22 protein-coding genes are annotated in these 19104 nt (G+C 62.6%); 21 read left to right on the forward strand and 1 reads right to left on the reverse strand.

The genetic code is table 11. The features are described from left to right. Positions 1-9 precede the first annotated feature (9 nt). The 6 genes from ACVCMJ_RS09440 to pilV are packed head-to-tail and all read left to right on the forward strand — an operon-like array spanning position 10 to position 6289. A complete protein-coding gene (locus ACVCMJ_RS09440; protein ID WP_447081161.1) occupies positions 10-1572 on the forward strand; it encodes a GspE/PulE family protein in 1563 nt (520 codons plus the stop codon). An 8-nt stretch (positions 1573-1580) separates the two neighbouring features. Beyond that, positions 1581-2708 carry a type II secretion system F family protein gene (locus tag ACVCMJ_RS09445; RefSeq protein WP_447081162.1) on the forward strand — a complete coding sequence of 376 codons (1128 nt, stop codon included), beginning with the start codon at positions 1581-1583 and terminating at the stop codon, positions 2706-2708. Between the two features lie 53 nt (positions 2709-2761). After that, positions 2762-3352 (forward strand): type 4 pilus major pilin, encoded by a 591-nt coding sequence (locus ACVCMJ_RS09450; RefSeq protein ID WP_447081163.1) that lies wholly within the window; start codon positions 2762-2764, stop codon positions 3350-3352. A gap of 2 nt (positions 3353-3354) precedes the next feature. After that, positions 3355-4077: a prepilin peptidase gene (locus ACVCMJ_RS09455; protein WP_447081164.1), complete on the forward strand. Its 723-nt coding sequence runs from the start codon at positions 3355-3357 to the stop codon at positions 4075-4077. Beyond that, positions 4077-5057, forward strand: a complete 981-nt coding sequence (locus ACVCMJ_RS09460) for an ATPase, T2SS/T4P/T4SS family (protein WP_447081165.1) — start codon at positions 4077-4079, stop codon at positions 5055-5057. The genes ACVCMJ_RS09455 and ACVCMJ_RS09460 overlap by 1 nt, the downstream gene beginning before the upstream one ends. 14 nt (positions 5058-5071) lie before the next feature. Continuing rightward, positions 5072-6289: a shufflon system plasmid conjugative transfer pilus tip adhesin PilV gene (gene pilV, locus ACVCMJ_RS09465; RefSeq protein ID WP_447081166.1), complete on the forward strand. Its 1218-nt coding sequence runs from the start codon at positions 5072-5074 to the stop codon at positions 6287-6289. A 561-nt stretch (positions 6290-6850) separates the two neighbouring features. Here pilV and ACVCMJ_RS09470 read toward each other — a convergent pair. Continuing rightward, the gene (locus ACVCMJ_RS09470) at positions 6851-7990 is read right to left on the reverse strand and encodes a tyrosine-type recombinase/integrase (protein ID WP_447081167.1); all 1140 of its coding nucleotides are present in this window, start codon (positions 7988-7990) and stop codon (positions 6851-6853) included. A 9-nt stretch (positions 7991-7999) separates the two neighbouring features. Between ACVCMJ_RS09470 and pilM the strand changes: the two genes are divergently transcribed. The 15 genes from pilM (at position 8000) to ACVCMJ_RS09545 (ending at position 19101) form a co-directional block, all read left to right on the forward strand. Beyond that, entirely contained in the window at positions 8000-8455 is a 456-nt protein-coding gene (gene pilM / locus ACVCMJ_RS09475) for a type IV pilus biogenesis protein PilM (RefSeq protein ID WP_447081168.1), read from the forward strand. Positions 8456-8465: 10 nt separating this feature from the next. Further along, entirely contained in the window at positions 8466-9032 is a 567-nt protein-coding gene (locus ACVCMJ_RS09480; protein WP_447081169.1) for a YcbK family protein, read from the forward strand. A gap of 47 nt (positions 9033-9079) precedes the next feature. Then, positions 9080-9778, forward strand: coding sequence for a TrbM/KikA/MpfK family conjugal transfer protein (locus ACVCMJ_RS09485; protein ID WP_447081170.1), 699 nt, complete (start codon positions 9080-9082; stop codon positions 9776-9778). Positions 9779-9805: 27 nt separating this feature from the next. Beyond that, a complete protein-coding gene (locus ACVCMJ_RS09490) occupies positions 9806-10165 on the forward strand; it encodes a hypothetical protein (RefSeq protein ID WP_447081171.1) in 360 nt (119 codons plus the stop codon). Next, positions 10155-10898, forward strand: coding sequence for a lytic transglycosylase domain-containing protein (locus ACVCMJ_RS09495; protein WP_447081172.1), 744 nt, complete (start codon positions 10155-10157; stop codon positions 10896-10898). The genes ACVCMJ_RS09490 and ACVCMJ_RS09495 overlap by 11 nt, the downstream gene beginning before the upstream one ends. A 107-nt stretch (positions 10899-11005) precedes the next feature. Beyond that, the gene (locus ACVCMJ_RS09500) at positions 11006-11338 is read left to right on the forward strand and encodes a TrbC/VirB2 family protein (RefSeq protein ID WP_447081173.1); all 333 of its coding nucleotides are present in this window, start codon (positions 11006-11008) and stop codon (positions 11336-11338) included. 12 nt (positions 11339-11350) lie between these two features. Next, positions 11351-11704 (forward strand): type IV secretion system protein VirB3, encoded by a 354-nt coding sequence (locus ACVCMJ_RS09505; protein WP_447081174.1) that lies wholly within the window; start codon positions 11351-11353, stop codon positions 11702-11704. 13 nt (positions 11705-11717) lie between these two features. Next, positions 11718-14138 (forward strand): VirB4 family type IV secretion/conjugal transfer ATPase, encoded by a 2421-nt coding sequence (locus ACVCMJ_RS09510; RefSeq protein WP_447081175.1) that lies wholly within the window; start codon positions 11718-11720, stop codon positions 14136-14138. 113 nt (positions 14139-14251) lie between these two features. After that, the gene (locus ACVCMJ_RS09515) at positions 14252-14947 is read left to right on the forward strand and encodes a type IV secretion system protein (protein WP_447081176.1); all 696 of its coding nucleotides are present in this window, start codon (positions 14252-14254) and stop codon (positions 14945-14947) included. Positions 14948-14961: 14 nt separating this feature from the next. Then, on the forward strand, positions 14962-15849 hold the full coding sequence (locus ACVCMJ_RS09520; protein ID WP_447081177.1) for a type IV secretion system protein: 888 nt from the start codon (positions 14962-14964) through the stop codon (positions 15847-15849). Between the two features lie 53 nt (positions 15850-15902). After that, positions 15903-16043 carry a conjugal transfer protein gene (locus ACVCMJ_RS09525; RefSeq protein WP_447081178.1) on the forward strand — a complete coding sequence of 47 codons (141 nt, stop codon included), beginning with the start codon at positions 15903-15905 and terminating at the stop codon, positions 16041-16043. Beyond that, positions 16040-16750: a virB8 family protein gene (locus ACVCMJ_RS09530; protein ID WP_447081179.1), complete on the forward strand. Its 711-nt coding sequence runs from the start codon at positions 16040-16042 to the stop codon at positions 16748-16750. The genes ACVCMJ_RS09525 and ACVCMJ_RS09530 overlap by 4 nt, the downstream gene beginning before the upstream one ends. 10 nt (positions 16751-16760) lie before the next feature. Then, positions 16761-17345: a KfrB domain-containing protein gene (locus ACVCMJ_RS09535; protein ID WP_447081180.1), complete on the forward strand. Its 585-nt coding sequence runs from the start codon at positions 16761-16763 to the stop codon at positions 17343-17345. After that, the gene (locus ACVCMJ_RS09540) at positions 17342-17647 is read left to right on the forward strand and encodes a hypothetical protein (protein ID WP_447081181.1); all 306 of its coding nucleotides are present in this window, start codon (positions 17342-17344) and stop codon (positions 17645-17647) included. Before ACVCMJ_RS09535 ends, ACVCMJ_RS09540 begins: the two co-directional genes overlap by 4 nt. After that, entirely contained in the window at positions 17644-19101 is a 1458-nt protein-coding gene (locus ACVCMJ_RS09545) for a TrbG/VirB9 family P-type conjugative transfer protein (protein WP_447081182.1), read from the forward strand. Before ACVCMJ_RS09540 ends, ACVCMJ_RS09545 begins: the two co-directional genes overlap by 4 nt. The last annotated feature ends 3 nt before the right edge of the window (positions 19102-19104 follow it).

A 19104-nucleotide genomic window follows, 5' to 3' on the forward strand; every position in this document is an offset into this window, starting at 1 on the left:
TTCCAGACCATGAATGTTCTCGCTCAGGAGATCCCTGACACCGCCACAGCGGCAGCAGCACTTACGCCCGCGTCGGATTACCCGCACAAGGGAGAATTTCGCAACAAGCTGGTGTATGCGTCGGACGGTGTGATCTACGTGAACCGTGTTCACATGCGGGACATCGACGTTGTGGGGGAAGTGTCCGAGATCCGGCGCTCGGCAGGGCGGATCGTCCGGACCCACCCCTCGACACTCAGCGAGATCGAGGAGATTTACGCCTCGGCCCCGCACCAGGACCAGGTCGCGGTGGGTCGCCTGCATGCGGCGACAGACAGCGATCGCCAGCAAAGCATCCTCGATCTGATCAAGCGCGGGCGGGAGCAGGGCGCGAGCGACATTCACCTCACGGAACGGCGCGGTGGCAAAACCTTGGTAGAATTCCGTATCCTGGGTGAGCTCGGTGTGGACGCCGAGATCACCAGCGACGAGGGTCGCTTGCTGATCAAATCACTCTGCCAGTCCATGCTCGATTCCGCGAACTCTTCACACTTTGAAGAGCGCTCACGGTACCAGGGCCGCTTGCGTCGTGAGTTTTGCAAGAACGTCGACGTGTGGTCTGGGCGACTCGCGTCCACCCCGACCGATGACGGGCTGCACGCTGTCCTGCGGCTCTTGTACAAGCGCAGAACTGGTCGCGCCTCCCTTGCCGACCTGGGCTTTCGACCTGAACAGATTGCCGTCTTCGACGAGTATCTTCATCGCGGGCGGGGCATGGGTCTGTTCACCGGCCCGACGGGCTCAGGCAAATCGACGTCGCTCGAAACGCTGATTTCGCTCTACATCGACCGCACGGATCACCGCCGTCGGGTACTGACCATGGAGCACCCAGTCGAATTCCCGATCCTTGGCGCGGTCCAGACCCCGATCATGGACCACGCTGGGATGGACGACGACAAGATCTCGGCGGAGTTCGCCGAAGCCACCAGCCACTCGCTGCGCCTGGACCCGGACCTGCTGATGCTCGGCGAGATCCGGGCACGCTCGGGTGCTGCAGCGGCATTCACGGCAGCGATGACCGGGCACGGACTGCTTTCGACGCTACACGTCGATGACTGGATCGCGACGTTCCCCCGGCTGCTCGACTTGGGCGTGCCAGAGAGCTTGGCCTTCAACCCCAGGCTGCTGCGCTTCATCAGCAACCAAGCGCTGGCCCGCACACTGTGCCCACATTGCAAGGTCCCTTACCTGAGCAACAAAGACCGTGTCAAACCCGAAGTTCGGGCACGGGTGGAGAAATACTGCGAGCCGGAACATGTCTTTTTGCGCGGCGACGGCTGCGAACATTGCGCGCGCAGGCCCGGCATCGCCGGGCAGATCATTGTCGCTGAGGTCGTGCGCATCGATCGGCGGCTGATGGAAGCCTACAAAGAGAGCCCCTTCGCCGCCTACGACTACTGGGCGAAGGAGGCCGGGGGCCTCAGCAAGTGCCAGAACCTGATCACGCGGATAAACGAAGGATTGATCGAACCGACGACGGGCGAAGAGGATGTCTGCCCACTTGACGACGATCTGATCATGGCGTGGCACTAGGAGAGCATATGAAATTCTTACCCGTGTTCCGGCGCCGAGCGGCACGCGAGCGCGCTGTACCGGCACAACAGGTCGCAGACGAGGAGATCAGTAAAAAATCGGTCCTGCCCGACCGCATGCGCATGCAGCTTTACGGGCAGCTGGAGGTATTTCTGAAGAGCGCTGCGCAGCTCGACCAGGCCCTGGACGAGATGTACAAGGTCTATAGCGAGAACGGGAAGCGGCCGCGGGACCGGCGCGCGCTGGTCGTGCGCGAGATCCTCGCGTACATGGGAGAAGGCTTCAGCTTCGCAATCGGGATTTCCAGGTTCATCCCCGAATCCGAATACTTCTTGCTAATGGCGGGCGAAAGGTCGGGGGCTCTGCCGGGCGCGATGCGGCAATGTGTGCGGCTTATCAAAGCGGGCCGGCGGATCAGCTCGGCGCGCCGCGAAGCATACGCCTACAACGCATTTTTGCTGATCATCGTGGTCGCCTGCCTGCTGACGACGGCATACCTGCTGGTTCCGCTGGCGATGCTATGGATGAAGGGCGCACAGCTCACAGGGCTCGGCCGGCTCCTCTACCTGCTCTCCGAGGCCGTTGTATACGCAGGCCTCCCCTTACTCGCGATCAGCGCGGCTGCTCTTTGGGGCTTCAAGTGGTCCAAGGGTCACTATATCGGGCCCGGGCGAGTATGGTTCGACCGGCATTGGCCTTACGCCACACATCGGATGATGCAGGGCACGACGTTTTTGATATCCCTATCGGCGCTTACGTCGGCCAACGTCTCGACGGGGGATGCGCTCGATCTTCTAGCCGAGCATGCCTCTGCGTACATGCGTCAGCGCTTGGTGGCAACGCGCAGGGCCTATGACGACGGCAGTGGTCTGGGCGAAGCCCTGCAGGCCACCGGTTATGAGTTTCCCGACCGCGACGCCATCGTCCACCTGCGCATCTTGGGATCTCGCGCGGGAGTGGAGACGGCGATCACCGAATTCGCGGACGACTGGCTCGCTACATCGCTCGAGCGGATCGAAGCCTCGGCAAAAATCAGCCGAATCATGGGCATCGTCGCGGTGGCGCTGCTCGCAATTTTCATCATCTTGGGCAGCAACGACATGCAGCAGCAGGCCCGCAGTGCGTTGGGTGTCTGACTGCATCCCCGCTCTGTCTTCTATCTCATTGGCACTTTTTGCAGGAAATTTCCATGAAACCACTTCGCGTCAAGCCTATCCCTGGCATTTCCAATCGGGCGCTCGTCGAACGCCATCAACGTCGGGTTCGCGGCCGCGGCTCATTCATTTTCGAACTGATGGCCGCATGGCAGATTTACACCGTGATCTTCATCATCGCGCTCGCTGGCGTCTACTTGCTGTATCAGAAATTCTGGGTGCAGAACGAGACCCAAAACGTGAACACGATCTATCTGCAAACCGTGCAGCTCAAATCAGCGTCGGGCGGTTATGGCGCCGATACAGACTTGGTGCCCATTCTCATAGCCACCGATTCTCTGCCGCGTAGCATCTCGCGCGGCACTGACGATCGGCTCTACAACCGGTACGGCGGCGAGATCCAGGTGCAGGCCTCCGACAACGGGATGTATTTCACCATCACGCAAAACGACGTCCCCGCGAATAAATGCCCGGAGATGGTGCAAGCACTGTCGAACTCCGGTTCGTTCCGGTCGATCGCTGCAGGTAGCACCACGATCACGACCTTGCCGGTCACTATCGGCGATGCGACGACGGCCTGCGGTTCCGGTGACGCGGTGCCCATCGCTTTCACCACCATCAATTGACCATGATCACGGGAACCCTGGCCGCCGCAATCGCTGCAGTGGCATTCGTAGCCTGTGCGGTCACGCTATTGCCCGCCATCGCGAGGCGCGTGGCTCAGGGCATGCGGCGGACTCTTGCGGCGGACCTCATCCAGTACAAGGCCTGCGACATTGGAGCGCTTATTGCCAAACCAGCCACGGAGCCATTCAGGCTTCCGGTACGCGCCGTCCTGGCGGTGATCGGCAGCGTCGCCGTGTTCATCACTGTGCAGGATCTAGGGCTGGTGAGCATGCCGTATGTCGCATACGCCACCATCCTATTTCTGCTGACCTGCGTGGACCAGGAGACGCACCTATTGCCTCCATCGGGAGTCGATGGGCTGCTGGCCCTCGGTGTCGTCTCGGCCTCGCTTGGCCAGTTGCAGATCAGTGCCATCGATGCGGTGCTGGGCGCGGTTGGCGGCTGGGCCCTCTGGTGGGTTCCGCTAAAGATCGGGCAGATCATGAGCCGGAAGCCTTCAATGCTGCTGGGTGACGGCGACTTGCGGCTGCTCGCCGCGTGCGGCGCCTGGCTGGCCTGGCCAAGCATCGTAGCGGCATCAGTCTGGGCGCTGGTCGCCGGCCTCGCGTATTACGGTCTCATAGCGGCGATCGACCGCCGAACCGACCGGCATCCAACATGCATCGCCTTTGCGCCGCCAATCACTCTGGCCAGCTACCTGGCCCTCATTGCACAGCACATCTGATGACCCGACTTTGCGACATCGACTTCCTGGATTTGTACCTCGGCCATAACGTGGATGGCCTCGAGTTTGCCGACATCAAGGGGCTGTCGAGCGTCAGCCCGGAATTCACGCCTGCAGGCGCGGAGCTGGCAGACGAAATCGCCGCCGTGCGCGATCAGTGCGAACGGCAGTACGCGACAGGCAAGCGCCGCGAGTTCTCGTTCCTGCGCGACGACGTTTTGTACCGTGTGGCAGTTTTTGAGACGTCCAGCGAGGGGCTGGTCTACACGCTGCGGCAAAAGAAGCGCGAGGAGCGCAGGCTCGAAGACCTGGGGCTCTCCATGGCCACTCAGCGTGCACTGCAGCGGCCAGACATGGTCGGCGCGGTGCTGGTGGTGGGACCGATGAGCTCGGGCAAGACCGTGACGATCAGCACGAGCATCAAGACGCGCCTGGAACAAATGGGCGGCCTCGCGCTCGTGCTCGAGGATCCAATCGAAACCCGGCTCTCCGGGCAGATCGGGCACGGCCGAGCCCTGCAGATCGAAGTCGAGCAAGCGGCGGGCGGTTACACAGGGGAGCTGCAGCGCGGCATGCGCAGCAACGCGGACATGTTCATGATCGGCGAAATTCGCAACGGCCCGACCGCTTTCGACTTCCTACTGGGCGGCAGCAACGGGCATCTGCTCTTTTCGACTACACACGGGATGTCGATAGAACACGGCCTGATACGCCTCAGCTCGATGATCGAAATGGGGCATGCGGAAATTGCCGAGCTCATGAGCCAGGGACTGTCCATGGTCATCCACCAGTCGATTGTGCGCACCGAACGCCGCGACAGGGCAGGATTCGACTCGCGCATGCTCAGCCAGACGCTGATCGTTTCCGGGGCCCCCAACGAGACGGCGATCCGCTCGAAGATCAAGGCGGGAAACTTCGCCTCGCTGCGCGACGAAATCAAGAATCAGCAGGCGGCCGCGCTGCATGCCACGCGGCTGTAACCGGAGAGCATTTCATGCTTAGTTTTCAACGCCGCGCGGCTGCCAGCAGGTTGTCGCGTCATCGCTTCGCGCGGGGCAGCTTCGTGTTTGAAGCCATAGCCGTGTTGTCGATATTCATCGCTTTCGGCGTTGTCCAGCTCAACCGGACGTCCCAATCCAATGACGAGCGCATGGCGGAGATCGCCGGCGTGTACCACAGGCGTGTGGAAAAAGCTGCACAAGACTATGTGGCCGCTCACTACGCCGATCTCCTGGCGGCGATGCCCGCCGCCGGGGCCACGCAAAAGGTATCGTTCGCGACGCTGCAGTCCGAAGGATTCATCCCGACGACGATCGCGGCGACGAACCCCTGGGGGCAGGTTCCCATGCTGCGTCTGCGGCGGGGAACCGGGACCGATCAGATCGAGGCCCTCGTCATCGGCGAGGGAGGGACGTCGCTGGCCGATAGGCTGGCCCGCCAGGTCGCGCGCGCAATCGGCGCCGAGGGCGGCTACACGGTGGCCGCTGGCGGCTACTGCGGGACCACGAAGGTCGCGACGAACGTCTTGTGCGGCACGCAGGGCGTCTGGACGCGGCCGGTCGCGGACTTCGCAGCGAGCGGATCTCCGGGGCACGTGGCCAGCGCGCTGTTCTTCCTGGACGGCATGGCGGTGAACGACTACCTGTACCGCAAGCAGGTGCCTGGTAAGCCCGAGTTGAACACGATGGGCACGTATCTGCAGATGGGCAGCGGCACAATCGCCGTCGAGAACGGGCCCTGCTACTCCGTCGCAGGGGACCCGAGCAGCCTGCTCTTGACCAATGGGGCGATCGGCCGCACCGCCAACGGCATGCTACTTTCTTGCCAATCCGGAGTGTGGGCGCGATCGGTGAGAAGCAGCGGCGACACAATGACGGGGAGGCTCCAGACACGACATGATGATTGGTCGGTCGTGACGATGGATGGTGCCGGATCCTTGAATGCTGCGGGCCAATCAGCTACAGGGAGCCTCAACATCAATGACGCCTACGTCAGGTCAGTTGGCAAGTGGTTGTCCCAGATAAATTTCGACGGCTACGCGGGTCCCCCGGGGCCTCAAGGACCGCAGGGTCCGCCAGGGCCTTCGGTTGGGCCCTACGGCCCGGTCATATCCGTTACGAGCGGCGGACCATGCGGAAACTACCTAGTATTCGGTTTTTCCAGCGGGTACGTCTACTCCAGAGCACTCTTTGATTGCGGCTCCGGCCACTGAGAGCCATCTCAGCCCACACCACTGAGGGGCGGCTAGCTAAGGTGCCCGGCGCAACTCGGCTCACCCGTACTGGTACGCATTGCTAGTGATTGTATATGTGCTTCCGACGGGAACTACGAAACTGCCGGTGCAGTCCGGGGTGTAGGTCGAATTGTCAGTGCACACGACGATAGAAACGCCGCCGACATTGGCTGCAGCGTACGCCGTATCGTTACTGATTCCACCCGCCCTGACGACAACCATTATCGGCTGCTGAGTGTCGTTTACGTACGTAGTCCCAAACGATCGCGGAGGCCTCTGCCAGGTCTGGCCATAGCCCAGACCGCCGCTGTTTCCCTTCCACACTCCGGATTGGCAAAGCCATGTTAGGGCCGGCAAGGACCCTGCCTCGCGGCTCGCCGCGCTCTATATCTCGTGAACGCCACGGCGCGTTGTCCCCTTGGTCGGGTAGGTCCAAATTCTTGATCTGGACTTTGGAAGCAATAGCCTTGGCGCCACACTCGCTATGCTCCTCGTTGCGCATATCGACCAATGGGCTGCTACCGCTTCAAAAATAAAGTGTCACGCCGCCTGCGCAATAGGATTCACCATGAGGACCTGAGCGGCCGGATACAGCGTCAGGTACTGATCTGGTTGCGGGATCTTCTGATTGAACCGCAGCGATCCTACGAGGGTCTGCAGCAGCGCATTCCGCGCGGCCTCAACAGCAGCTTGCAGCGTTGCCCCCTGCCCCGCCACGACTTGAGACTCGAAATCTGGGAAGTGGATGCGGATTTGTTCCGGTTCGGTCGTGACTATACCCGGGTACGGAACCAGGTTGCGCAGAATCGCGAGGCTGCTCTTCGCTCTGGGGCCGTCGAGCTTGTGGACGAGCCGCGCTGCGCGCAGGTGAGTATATCGCTTGAGCATCGCCAGTGATTTATGGCCGGAGATCGCTGCTATCTCCATGATGTCGAGCGTGCCGAGCTCGAATAGCCGCGAGATCGCTTCATGGCGCAGGTCGTGGAAATGCAGGTCTGTAATACCCAACCTGCCCATCATCACGCGCCAGACGGATTTCAGACCATGGGCGTTGTAGCTGAACACCCTGCCTTGGGGCTTTGCACCCATCCGCATGAGGGCGTCGTAGACCTTCGCCGAGAGCGGAACGTCTTGTGCGGTTCCGTTTTTGGTCTCGGGCAGATGTGCCACACGGTATCGCGTGTTGATATCTTCCCAGCACAGAGAAAGTATTTCGCCCTGACGCATCGCTGTGCCGAGCGCGAGGGTGACGATCGTGTGCAGGTCCCGGTTCGGGTACGCATAGGCATACCGCATGATCTGGCGATCTTCGCGCGGCGAGAACCTGCGGTCCCGCCCCCGCGGCAACTTGGGCCTACGAACGTCTCTGCAGGGGTTTGCCGCTTCCGTATAGCCCCACTCGATACGGGCCAGATCGAAGAAATTCGACAACAGCGACATCTCCAAGATGACGGTGGCCGGCGAAATCGGCTTCCCCGTCTTCTGGTTCAGATCCCTCAGACGGTCGTCGCGGTACCGCGCGATGTCCACGCTGGTGACTTCGTGCACAAAGCGACTCGCCAGACCTGATCGCTGGAGCCGCTTTATTCGATAGCGCTCCTGCTCATAGCCCTTCTTCAATATCGAAACATTCAGACGGTAGTGTTCTAGTCCGTCGCCGAGCCGTTTCAAGTTTTTCATGGACTTCTTATGCCTTTTCTCGTGTTTGCGCTCTCTGCGCTGTTGATCATGGCTGGAGTATCCGCGAGGGGCGACGGCCAGGCCCAAGCCGCTGTCGAGAAAAGCCAAGAGGCCGTCACAGGCGCGACGATTCGTATCGTTGCGACGATGGTTTCGCAGTACATGACCACCCACCCCGGAGCAGCCGGGGAGATCACTACGCAGATGCTGGAGCCGTTTCGGTCCACGTGGTTTCAGATTCCCGAGAGGATTCAGGTGTTGGCCGATGGCCATAGAGCGTTCGTGATCGTGCGAGGCGACCCTGGCGTCCCGCCGACAGACGCGGTCTTCTCGAAGGACGACCTACCCGGGGCCAATATAGGAATCGTGCAGGGGGGCAGGCTGATAAGCCCCTCCTATGCAGGAGGTCTCGGATACACCCTGCCCGCCGGCATTCCCGATGGGTCACTGGTCTATGTCATCTGAGGGCCCCGACATGAAAAATCTCCCGCTCATCACGAGCCCCGGCCGGCGTCGGTTCCTGCTGAACGCGAGCGGCCTGGTTGCTGCCGCAACCATGTTTCCCCACGTGCTCTTCGCCCAAGGGTTCTGGGAGCAGCCCAGATATCTCCACATCAAGCGTGCACAGACGGGCGAGACCGTCCGCGAGACCTACTGGGCAGACGGCCGCATCGTGCGTCCCGGCTACGAACGGATTTGCCATGTGCTGCGCGACGTGCAGGCGGGCGTGGCGGGCCAGATGACGCTACGCGTGCTGGACATTCTGGCCGGCACGCAGGGCTGGTTCAGGGCGTATGGCCAGGACCGCCTCATCATCGCGACATCCGGCAAGCGGACGCCGGCAACCAACCGCGCGACCGAGGGCGCGGCGAAAGACAGCCAGCACATGCACGACAACGCGGTCGATTTCCTGATCGACGGCGTGCCTACGTCATACCTCTCGAAGCTGGGTCTGTATCTGCGGGGCGGCGGCATTGGCTGGTACCCGAATCGGCACTTCGTCCATGTGGACGGCGGCTGGATTCGATTTTGGAAAGGGTAGCGGCCCGCGCCGAGCGTGTCTCGACCCATCAAAAACGTGGAGAAACCATGCATTCGTCTTTTCTTCGCCGCACCTGCGTTGCGGCCCTCATCGCCGCCGTCAGCAGCACGGCCTGCGCGCAGAGTGCGCCAGGTACCGACCTGCTCACGGGCGACACACGCCTCGCCTGTGAGGCGATCCTGTGTTTGTCCTCAGGCCTTCAGCCCGGCGAATGCGCGCCAGCCCTGGAGCGATATTTCGGCATACAGATCTTCAATCACCACGGCCTGGACTGGGGAGCGACTGTGGACGCTCGCCGCGCCTTCCTGCAGATGTGCCCGTCGGCCTCGGCCGACGGCATGGCCGATCGCATCAATGCGATCTCGCAGGGGGCTGGGAAATGCGATCCGGAATACTTGAACCAGGCATACGCGCGCACCTCATACCGCTGGCGCCTCCTGGGGTATTCGGGCGGTGGGGACGATGGGGGCCCCGTCTACGAAGTTCACCCCATCCAAACGGTTTCGCCGAACACGCTGCCCAGCTACTGCGTGACCTACACCGAACACGCCTGGACTTATGAGCTGGCAGTGAAATATGTGGGGGACCCTCTCCACGGCGGGAAGTGGGTGAAGGCAGAAGATTATTCGGCAGCGTACGGTGCGTGGCTCGCAAGCCACGGGGGTGCGTTCACGAACGGGTGGCAGTTCACTTGGAACGACCCTCGCGACGCCTTCGGCTCGATGTCGATGCCAGGTGGCCATTGATTCGGCCGCCGCTATTACGAGAGACCTATGAACCATTGTTCTGATCACGGCAGCGCATCGCTGCCTAGCACGGTCGTGTCCGCGGCCGAGTACGAAGCGGCCATGCTTTCCGGAGCCTATACGCGGTACGTCCGAGAGGATCTGCGCCGCGACCCCGTGGACGCGCTGCACGACGCGGAGATGCTGCTTGCCGAGTCGCAGCGCTGCATGGCACTGCTCACGGATCCCGCGCTGCGGTACGTCCAGGGGGAGCGGCTCCGGCGGATGTACCTCAGCCTGCCCGACCACAGCATGATTGCGGTCGCCGAATGCCTGGTCAATTACCACAAGGCGCGGGTGGCCAGCGCTCTCGCGGAGGCCGCCTCGGAGGACAGTCATGTTGGCTGAATTCGCGGCGCTTGCCATGGCTTGCGCACCGCAAGTGCATGTCACGACAATGCAGGCGCTGGTGCAGGCGGAGTCACACGGAAACCCTTACGCGATCCGCATCAACGGTAAAGGCGGCAGAACGCTCGAGCCCGCAGACCGTGCCCAGGCCACAGCGCTCGCGCAGGCCGCCCTTCGTCGAGGCGAAAACATCGACGCAGGTTGGGGGCAGATCAATTCGAGCAACTGGAAGTGGCTCGGGTTGAACGCGGAGAACGTGTTCGACCCCTGCACCAACCTGCGCGCCGCCCAGGTAGTCCTCACGGACTGCTACGAACGGGCCGCCGCGCGCCTTGGGCCGGGTGCCCAGGCGCTGGTGGCTGGCCTATCTTGCTACAACACCGGAAATTTCCGGGGAGGTGTGGCCAACGGCTACGTGCAGGGCGTCTACGCGCAGGCCAATGTCCCTGTCCCCGCCATTCGTGGCGATTCAGCACCTAGCGTGGCGGCGCTGCCACCTCTGCCCACTCCGCTTCCGGGGCTCGGTGCCACGACCACCGGCGCAGCGCGAGCTGTGGCACCTGGCGCCGCAGGCGTCGCGCTAGGCATCCAGGACGGCTTTTCGAGCGATTCGATTCCGGACGGATTTGAGAGCCAGAATCGGCCTGACGGGTTCGTCGACCCCAAGCAAGAGCGCACGCAGCACATTGGCCTGCCGAGCGTCTCCGGCGTGCCAGCCCACATTACCCGGTAAGCCACACCCCACGATCGCTAGCAGCCGCCGGCGGTCAGCCCCCCACATTTCTACAACGCGGCCCGCCCGTTGATCTGGTCGGTCCACGTCTTCCTTGGAGATCGCACATGTCGATTTTGCAAATTCTGAAATCCCTCGCACAACGCCACCATCCGGGGCTCAGAGCCGGCCGTGCGCTGGTCGGCGCCGCCGGCACCCTTGCTTCCGGCGTCGCATCGGCGCAGTTGGGCGGGGGCCTTTCAGACACCACGTCGATGCTCACACAGATCAAGAGCCAGCTCTATGTGATCGTCCCGATCGTGGCGGTCATTGGCGGCCTCGTCATCTTCGTGCTGTATATGAACAACGTGCTGCACAAAGAGATCGCGGTGCGTTGGTTTCTGGGCCTGATTTTGATCTCCATGGTGGCGGAGATCGTCGCACTGGCGATCCACCAGTAAATAGGCCGCACCATGGATCACCTTCCTCGGAGCACCGAGCAGGAACGACCCGACCCCAACTACAGCTGCGTCTTCAAAGGCATGCGCAGGTCGGTGATGCTCATGGGCGTGCCGCTCATGCCCGCGATCGTCGCTCTGGTCCTGACTTGGTTCGCCGTGCTGGTGGGCGGACTCGTGTGGTGGGTGCTGCTTGGCGCGATTTGGCCCATCCTTTGGATGATCACGAAGCACGATGAGCGGGCCTTCCACATCTTGTGGCTCGGAATCAGGACGCGCGTCTCGAACGGCAACAAGGCGGTCTGGCAGGGATCGTCGTACACGCCACTGACCTACTCGCGGCACCGCCCGTGGCGGCGCCGTTCATAACATAGAGGTGCTGATGTCATCGGCATTGAAACTTCGTGAGCGCAGCGTTGCCCAATACCTGCGCTATTCCCACCACGTAACGCCGCACATCATCTCGTGCGGCGAACTTGAGTACATGAGCACGATCTCGCTGGGCGGTCGCTCCTGGGACGCCGCGCCTATCGAGGAGCAGCGCCAGTGGAACGACGCGTTGCACACCACGCTCGCTGGCCAGCGCTTCGGCTCAACCCACTACTACACCCACCTGGTCCGCCGCCGCGTCTACGATTACCCGCACGGTCACTACCGGCAGCCATTCGCGCAGCGCTTCGCGGATCGGTACGAGTCCCAGTTCGACGAAAAGGGGCTCATGGTGAACACGCTATACCTCTCGGTGCTTGTTCGCCCGGAGGATGACGCGCTGCTGGGCAAACTCGCAAAAATCGAAAAGGCGACGCGCTCACAGATCGACGCCTGGCAGAAGGAACTCATCGAGCGGCTGGAATCCGCGGTACGCGCCCTCAAGGCCTCCCTTGCTCGCTACGATCCGGAGATCCTCGGGATCGTGGAGCGCGACGGCGTCGCGTATTCGGAGATACAGGAGTTCCTCGGGATGATCCTGAACGGGGAACACACCCCGATGCCCATCACGCGCGGTCGCATCGCGGAAAACCTGCCCTCGGCACGGCCGATTTTCTCGCGCTGGGGTGAACTGGGCGAACTGCGCCACGTCGACCACACGCGCACATTCGGCATGTTGGAGATCCGCGATCTGCCGGAAAAGGTGCGGCCTGGCCATCTGGACGCCCTCCTCTCAGCACCGTTCGAATTCACGCTCGCTCAGTCGTGGGGGACGTTCACCAAGGCCGAGGCGCTCACGCTCGCTGAGCGGCAGCGCAAGCTACTCGCGGACTCTAACGACTACTCGCAGTCGCAGATCAAGCAACTGAGTACGGCGCTCGACGACATCACGGCGGGCCGGATCGGCATCGGTGACCACCAGGCGACCCTGCAGATCCTGGGCGCTGGCGCCGACGAGGTCCTCGCGGCGCTTGGCAAGGCGCAGGCGATCTTCGCGGATTGCGGCTGCCAGGCGCGAGCGCTGAGCATGGCGCTCGAGGCCGCGTTCTGGTCGCAGATGCCGGGAAACTGGAGCTGGCGACAGCGTCCCGAGATGTTGTCCAGCGAAAACTTCCTGGATCTGAATAGTTTTCACAACCAACTCTCGGGCAAGCCAGCGGGCAACCCCTGGGGGCCGGCTGTGGCGATGTTCAAGACCCGGACCGGAGCACCGTACTTTTTCAACTTCCACGCCTCGCTCGACGAGGTTGATGAAACCGGCAAGCGGCGGCCCGGCAACACGGCGATCCTGGGCAAGACCGGAACCGGCAAGACGGTGCTCATGGGGGTCTTGACCACCCTCGCCATGAAGTTTGACGCATCGCTCATGGTCTACGACAAGGACCGGGGGATGCAAGTCACCATCATGGCGATGGGCGGCAGGTATTTCGTCCTGCGCCTGGGCGAATCTACCGGTTGGGCGCCCCTGCAGCTGCCGCAGACGCCTCGCAACCTCGCTTTCATGCGCCGGCTCATTGCGCACCTTGCGGCCTCCCGGGGAGAGCCCGTCACCACCGCAGACATGAAGCTGATCAACCAGGCGCTGCGCGGACTCATGGCCATGGACCGTGGTGATCGCCGGCTCTCGAACTTGATCACGCTGTTGCCTCTATCCACAGAGCCGGGGCGTACCAGCGTGCACGAACGGCTGCTGCCGTGGTGCGAGGGTGGCGAGTACGGATGGCTGTTTGACGGTCAGGAGGACACACTGGACCTTGGCGACGAGGCGAGCCACGACCAGATCATCCTCGGGTTCGATCTGACCGAATACCTGGACGACCCAATCGCGCGCAGCGCTGCGACGCTGCTGCTCGAGCACCGGATCGCAGCTTTGACGAACGGCCGGCGGCTCATCAAGGTGATCGATGAGTGCCAACATCCGCTCGGCGACGAACACTTCGCGAATTCACTGCAGGATGACAGCCGCACGATACGGAAAAAGAACGGCGTGCTCGTGTTCGCGACGCAGGAGATTGCCGCGCTACTCGCTGTGCCGGCCGGCATCTCCCTGATAGACCAGTCGGCCACCAAGTGCTTTCTGCCAAATCCCACCGCGAAATGGGAGGAATACTCGCAGATGGGCGTGACGCGCTCGGAGTTCGAGCTCATCAAGTCCCTGGGCGAACAGTCCCGGCAAATGGTCGTAAAGCAGGGCTCGAGCGTGGCCATCGTCGACATTGGACTGCCTGGCTGCGAGGACGAGCTGCTGGTCTTCTCCGGCAGCGAAGACCTGGCCGTCATCGCTGAAGGCGCGGTCGCCGAGTACGGAGATGACCCAGCCAACTGGCTGCCCATCTACCTCGCACGGGCGAAATCAGCGCTGCAGGGCTCATAGCCGCCGCCTGCATTCCGAGGCGCCACCCGGCGCGCGCATTCCGCCCACCTCCGGGCCCTGGACACGTCCGTGCCAGCAGTCCGGACCTTGTCAGCTATTTTTGGAGATTTTCCATGCAACACCTCAAGATGTTGGCAGGCCTGTGCGCCTGCGTGGCCGTCATCTTCTCCGCAGCCGCGCGCGCCCAAGGCATTCCGGTGGTGGACGCCGGCGCGATCGCCAAGTTCATCGAACAGATCCAGACCGCCAAGGCACAGCTCGACATGGCCAAGTTGCAGATGGAATCCATGACTGGCGGCCGAGGCCTGGGCATGATCATGAACGACCCGAGCATCCGCGCCTCGCTGCCCACAAACGTGCGCTCGCTGCTCGGGCAGCTTGATGGGGACCTCTCGGGCCTAGGCGCATCGACCAATTCGATCCTGGCCCAGGTCCGAGCACCAGTCGGCAACGACGTGACCGTCGAAACCGCTCACCTGCGGGATCGCTCTGAAGAGCTCGACGCGCGCCTGCAGGCTCTGAACCAGCAGGGCGCCGAGAACCTGAACCGCCGTGCGGCGCAAATCGACGCGCTGCAGCAGCAGATCGACGCCACCCAGGACCCGAAAGCGATCGCAGAGCTGCAGGCACGCATCCAGATCGAGCAGTCCAACATCGCCGTCGAGCAGCAACGGTTGGATGCCGGACGCCAAGAGATCGAATCTGAGAAGACCCTCTTGAAGCACCGCGCGCAGCGCGTCTACAGCGGCTGGTTTTCCGCCCCGCTGCGGCCCAACGGCGCGACCAGTGACGCCTCAGACACGCAGTAACCACGAGGGCCCCTATGAACATCCCACCGCCACAGCTCACAAATCTCGACGGGTGGCTATTCGGCGTCATCGACCAGGTGCTGGTCAATGGCCTCGGTGGCACCATCTCCACCGTCGCAAAGGCTATTTACGCGCCCGTGGGCCTCATGCTTACGATCTCGCTCATGCTCTACGCCATGGCCGTAATGCGCGGGATGGTCGATCAGCCCGTCACACAATTCTTTTGGCGGGTCGTGAAGATCTCGGTAGTCTCGAGCTTGATTTTTTCCGGCTCCTATTACGCATCCGACATCGCCAAGGTCATCGTCGGGCTTCCCGATGCTCTGTCTCAAGCCATTTTGCCTGAACAACCGATCACCGGCACGATCTCAAAGGTACTCGAGCTCGTCATGATTCCGGTCAATCAGGCTACGTCGCAAATGACTATAGGCAAACCTGGGACCTCCTTTCTCATCGCCATTTTCTGTTTAATTTGCATTATCAGCGCCGCGTTTCTATCGATTGTCAGCGCTCTGCTCGTGATCACGGTCAAGGTCGCATTAACGCTACTCGTATTGATCGGTCCGATATTCATTTCGACCACTCTTTTCGAGCACACCAAGGATTTGTTCTCTCGATGGGTGTCGCAGCTGATCAATTACGTCCTTCTGGGCGTGCTCTTCACGCTGCTGTTCTCGCTTGTCATGGGGATCAACCTGGAGCTCATCCAGGCATCCGCCGGCTGGCTCAAGGACGCATCGAGTACCCCGCTCATGGCCGTCATGTTCGCGTATCTGTTTGTGGCTGGGGCGAGCGTGTACTTGCTCCTGCAGCTGCCCACCATCGCCAGCGCGCTTGCCGGCGGCTTCGGCCTGCAGATCGCGACGCCGACACGCATGGTCAGGGGCGTCTTCCGCAGGTAGCTCGGGCCGGCTCCCTGCACGAAGTTCCCATCAGTTTCTCTGGAGTATTTCCGATGAAGTCGATCCTCTTGGCGCTGGCCTTGGCCAGCGCCCTGGGCGGCTGCGCGTTCGTGGCCCCGCAAGCGCCCATTCCCCCCGACGGTCCCCGCGTGCCGGTCAACGCGACAGCCCCGCAACCTGGAGCCTACCAATGAACCTATCTGATGCTGTCGAGCTCGCAGAACGTGATCGCGGACTTGAACGCGATCTAGAGGCCGAGCGCAGCCAATCGAAGAAACTTGCCTGGTATGTGGCCGGATTTTCGGGAGCCGTTTCCCTGGCGGCCGTCATCGCGGTCGCCGGCCTGACCCCGCTGAAAGCCCCGCCCGAAATGTATGTGTTGCGAGTGAATGATGCCACGGGCGCCGTTGAACACGTCAGCCGCCTTGGGATCTCCGAGCAGGATTACGGCGAGCGCATGGCGCGCTACGACATCAACCGCTACATCCTGACCTGCGAGGGCTACGACTGGTACACCATCCAGGTGAAACACGACACGTGCCAGCTGCTCTCCGCGCCGGGCCCGAGGCAAACGTACGACGCGAAGTATGACCAGGATGACCCCAAAAGCATCATCAATCGCCTGGGGCAGTCCTCCTATATCGACGTGAAGGTTCACTCCATCACGTTCGCAACCGAAGGCGCCTTCGGCAATTCGAACAAGCCTTACGTCGCGACCGTGCGGTTTTCGCGCACTGAGAAATCCACCGTGGGCGCCGGCGGCCGGCCAGCCGAAAACCTCGTGGCCACGATCGCCTACCACTACGTCAACGCGCCGATGTCGGAAATGGCCGCCCGGCTGAATCCGCTCGGTTTTCAGGTGGTGCGATACCAGGTCGATGCCGACCTCACCCGTCAATGAGGAGCTCCAGATGAACAAAGCAGAGATCGACAAAATCGCGGCCCAGCTGCAGGAATTGCGCGCCATCCACGATCTGTACGGCCCGGAGGGTAGCGCATTGCGGCGCGACCTGGCCCGGCTCGCCCGCGAGGATCTGTACCTGGCCAACCGCCTCTTTGACAGCCACGTGCCGCTCACCCTGCGCGAGCAGCCCGGGGCAAAGCCCGTAACGCTCAGGGCGGCCGCGCTGATCGAGCGCCATTTCGAGGGCCGGGCCCGCGACGAACGCCCACCCGTGCAAATCTACGGCGAGGCGGATGCCGTGGTGACCCGCCCGGCCTCGGGACGGTCCTACGACGGGAAGGTCGTGGGCCGCACGCCCGACTACGTCGTGCAGAAGGTCGAGAACGACTATGTCTTGCATCGCCACGCGAGCCTCACCATCGATCCGGGCCGCCTGCACGACGACGTTAGCATCCGCTACCCATTCTCCGGGCCGCACGCCGTGGGCCTGGTGCGCGAGCGCAGCGCCGAGCATCAGCAACAGCAGGAACTGGTCAAGACCCCGCTGCACAAGGATCTGGGCCTGACCTTTGAACGGGAATTCTCGCGATGATCCACCGTGAAGAACACCAGGCCGAAGTCGCGGCCGGGAAGCGTGCCGAGCCGGGTGCCTCATATCGCGGACGCGTCTTATTCGTGGGGTCCGATCACGTAATACAGGAAGACACCCAAAGTCACCGCCGAGTGCGCAACGAGCTGCGCGCCGTGGGCGACGTCGCCGATGTGCGCTACCCCCACGGCACGGTCGGCCTGGTCACTCATCAGCGTGAGGTCGCGCAGCACGGCGCGCAGCTAAACCACAGCCTTGGCGCGCACCAGCGCGAGGCTCATGCTCATCGGGAAATGGAACGATGAAAAATCTGCGGCAGTATGTGCTGGCGCTGGCGCTCGCAAGCGCCCTTGCGCCGGTTGGCAACAACGCATGGGCACTCGATGTGCCGCGCTCGTACAAAGCGGATTCCCGGGTGCGGTATGCCACCTATAACCCGGAAAACGTCATCCAGCTCGACGCGGTGCTGGGCGTGGCCACGATGATCGAGCTGGAACCCGGTGAAAAGTATGTCTACCACGTCTACGGCGATTCCAAGGCGTACAGCTTCACGACGAAGGACAATTACCTGTTCTTCAAGCCGATCGCCGAGCAGGCGGACACCAACCTGCTTGTTCTGACGAACCGGCGCAGCTACCAGTTCAAAGTAAATTACTACGAGGACCGCGCCAAGGCCCTCTTCAAGCTGGTCATGCGCTACCCGGAGAGCGAGGCGGCGGCGAATCACGCCGCGCAGCAGCGCGAAACAGTATCCGAAGATCTGGCCAAGGCCGGTGCGCCGATGAACTGGCAGGGTTACACCATGAGCGGCGATCGCGTGCTCGCGCCAATTCACGCCTGGGACGACGGACGCCAGACGTGGCTGCAGTTCGCACCCGACACAGATCTACCGACCGTATACCGGGTCACGGCCGACGGTCAGGAAACGGTCGCGAACTTCCACATGGCGGGAGCGCGCACCATGGTGCTGCACCAGACCTCGGCGCTTTGGTATCTGCGCTCGGGCAAGACGGTGCTCGCGCTGCACAACGAGGCCTACGGCAAGGCCGCGATCCCACTTCAAACGGGCACGATCTCCACGCGTGTGGAGCGCGTCGTGATCGGAGCCCGGCCCGCAGCGCCGCGCCTGGAGGACCGTCCGCTCGCGCAGATCCCGGCCACGGTTCCAGCACAGGCGCCGACGACGGCGACCGATGCTGCGCTGGCTCCCACTGGAACCGGCCTCGGCACAAGCCCAATTGCAGGTCAAGCCCCGGCCCAGCCCCTGCCACCGTTGTTGGCGAGCGCCACAACCCCGCAGGTCCCGGCGACAGTGGCCAAGCCCGCGACCGCTGGGCAGCCCGGGGCCGCGATCAACCGGAGCCCGAAATCCGCTAGTCCCGTGGTGGAGCTTGCGCCCGTGCAGATTCCTGTGGCCACCGCCCACCCGGCCCCGGCTTCGGCCGCGCCGGCGGCCGCGACGCCGCCCGTTCGCACGCCACAGCCGGCAGCAAGTGCATCGGCCGGCGAATTTACCGCAGGCGTCGGCGACGCCGCTCTCATGCCCAAGAAGATCTGGATCTCGGGCGGTGTGACCCGGATGCAGTTCGCAAGCGGCAACAACATGCCGGCGGTTTTCGTGCAGTCGGCGCAGGGCACCGACCAGTTCGTGGACCTGGATATCGAGCCGGGCAATGTTCTCGCCCTGCATGCGACCGCGGCCCACTGGCACCTGGTGAGTGGCACCGCCTCGCTGGTTGTCTCGAAAAAGGAGCCCTGACCC

The organism is Castellaniella sp. UC4447_H14 (assembly GCF_052978285.1).

Excerpts from the sequence above, each read along its gene's own strand:
- ACVCMJ_RS09520 (WP_447081177.1), top strand. The coding sequence starts at position 14,962 with ATGAACATCCCACCGCCACAGCTCACAAATCTCGACGGGTGGCTATTC.
- ACVCMJ_RS09495 (WP_447081172.1), top strand. The coding sequence starts at position 10,155 with ATGTTGGCTGAATTCGCGGCGCTTGCCATGGCTTGCGCACCGCAAGTG.
- ACVCMJ_RS09525 (WP_447081178.1), top strand. The coding sequence starts at position 15,903 with ATGAAGTCGATCCTCTTGGCGCTGGCCTTGGCCAGCGCCCTGGGCGGC.
- pilV (WP_447081166.1), top strand. The coding sequence starts at position 5,072 with ATGCTTAGTTTTCAACGCCGCGCGGCTGCCAGCAGGTTGTCGCGTCAT.
- ACVCMJ_RS09470 (WP_447081167.1), bottom strand. The coding sequence starts at position 7,990 with ATGAAAAACTTGAAACGGCTCGGCGACGGACTAGAACACTACCGTCTG.
- ACVCMJ_RS09530 (WP_447081179.1), top strand. The coding sequence starts at position 16,040 with ATGAACCTATCTGATGCTGTCGAGCTCGCAGAACGTGATCGCGGACTT.
- ACVCMJ_RS09540 (WP_447081181.1), top strand. The coding sequence starts at position 17,342 with ATGATCCACCGTGAAGAACACCAGGCCGAAGTCGCGGCCGGGAAGCGT.
- ACVCMJ_RS09460 (WP_447081165.1), top strand. The coding sequence starts at position 4,077 with ATGACCCGACTTTGCGACATCGACTTCCTGGATTTGTACCTCGGCCAT.
- ACVCMJ_RS09510 (WP_447081175.1), top strand. The coding sequence starts at position 11,718 with ATGTCATCGGCATTGAAACTTCGTGAGCGCAGCGTTGCCCAATACCTG.
- ACVCMJ_RS09440 (WP_447081161.1), top strand. The coding sequence starts at position 10 with ATGAATGTTCTCGCTCAGGAGATCCCTGACACCGCCACAGCGGCAGCA.
- ACVCMJ_RS09445 (WP_447081162.1), top strand. The coding sequence starts at position 1,581 with ATGAAATTCTTACCCGTGTTCCGGCGCCGAGCGGCACGCGAGCGCGCT.
- ACVCMJ_RS09455 (WP_447081164.1), top strand. The coding sequence starts at position 3,355 with ATGATCACGGGAACCCTGGCCGCCGCAATCGCTGCAGTGGCATTCGTA.
- ACVCMJ_RS09450 (WP_447081163.1), top strand. The coding sequence starts at position 2,762 with ATGAAACCACTTCGCGTCAAGCCTATCCCTGGCATTTCCAATCGGGCG.
- ACVCMJ_RS09480 (WP_447081169.1), top strand. The coding sequence starts at position 8,466 with ATGAAAAATCTCCCGCTCATCACGAGCCCCGGCCGGCGTCGGTTCCTG.
- ACVCMJ_RS09490 (WP_447081171.1), top strand. The coding sequence starts at position 9,806 with ATGAACCATTGTTCTGATCACGGCAGCGCATCGCTGCCTAGCACGGTC.
- ACVCMJ_RS09535 (WP_447081180.1), top strand. The coding sequence starts at position 16,761 with ATGAACAAAGCAGAGATCGACAAAATCGCGGCCCAGCTGCAGGAATTG.
- ACVCMJ_RS09485 (WP_447081170.1), top strand. The coding sequence starts at position 9,080 with ATGCATTCGTCTTTTCTTCGCCGCACCTGCGTTGCGGCCCTCATCGCC.
- ACVCMJ_RS09500 (WP_447081173.1), top strand. The coding sequence starts at position 11,006 with ATGTCGATTTTGCAAATTCTGAAATCCCTCGCACAACGCCACCATCCG.
- ACVCMJ_RS09515 (WP_447081176.1), top strand. The coding sequence starts at position 14,252 with ATGCAACACCTCAAGATGTTGGCAGGCCTGTGCGCCTGCGTGGCCGTC.
- pilM (WP_447081168.1), top strand. The coding sequence starts at position 8,000 with ATGCCTTTTCTCGTGTTTGCGCTCTCTGCGCTGTTGATCATGGCTGGA.
- ACVCMJ_RS09545 (WP_447081182.1), top strand. The coding sequence starts at position 17,644 with ATGAAAAATCTGCGGCAGTATGTGCTGGCGCTGGCGCTCGCAAGCGCC.
- ACVCMJ_RS09505 (WP_447081174.1), top strand. The coding sequence starts at position 11,351 with ATGGATCACCTTCCTCGGAGCACCGAGCAGGAACGACCCGACCCCAAC.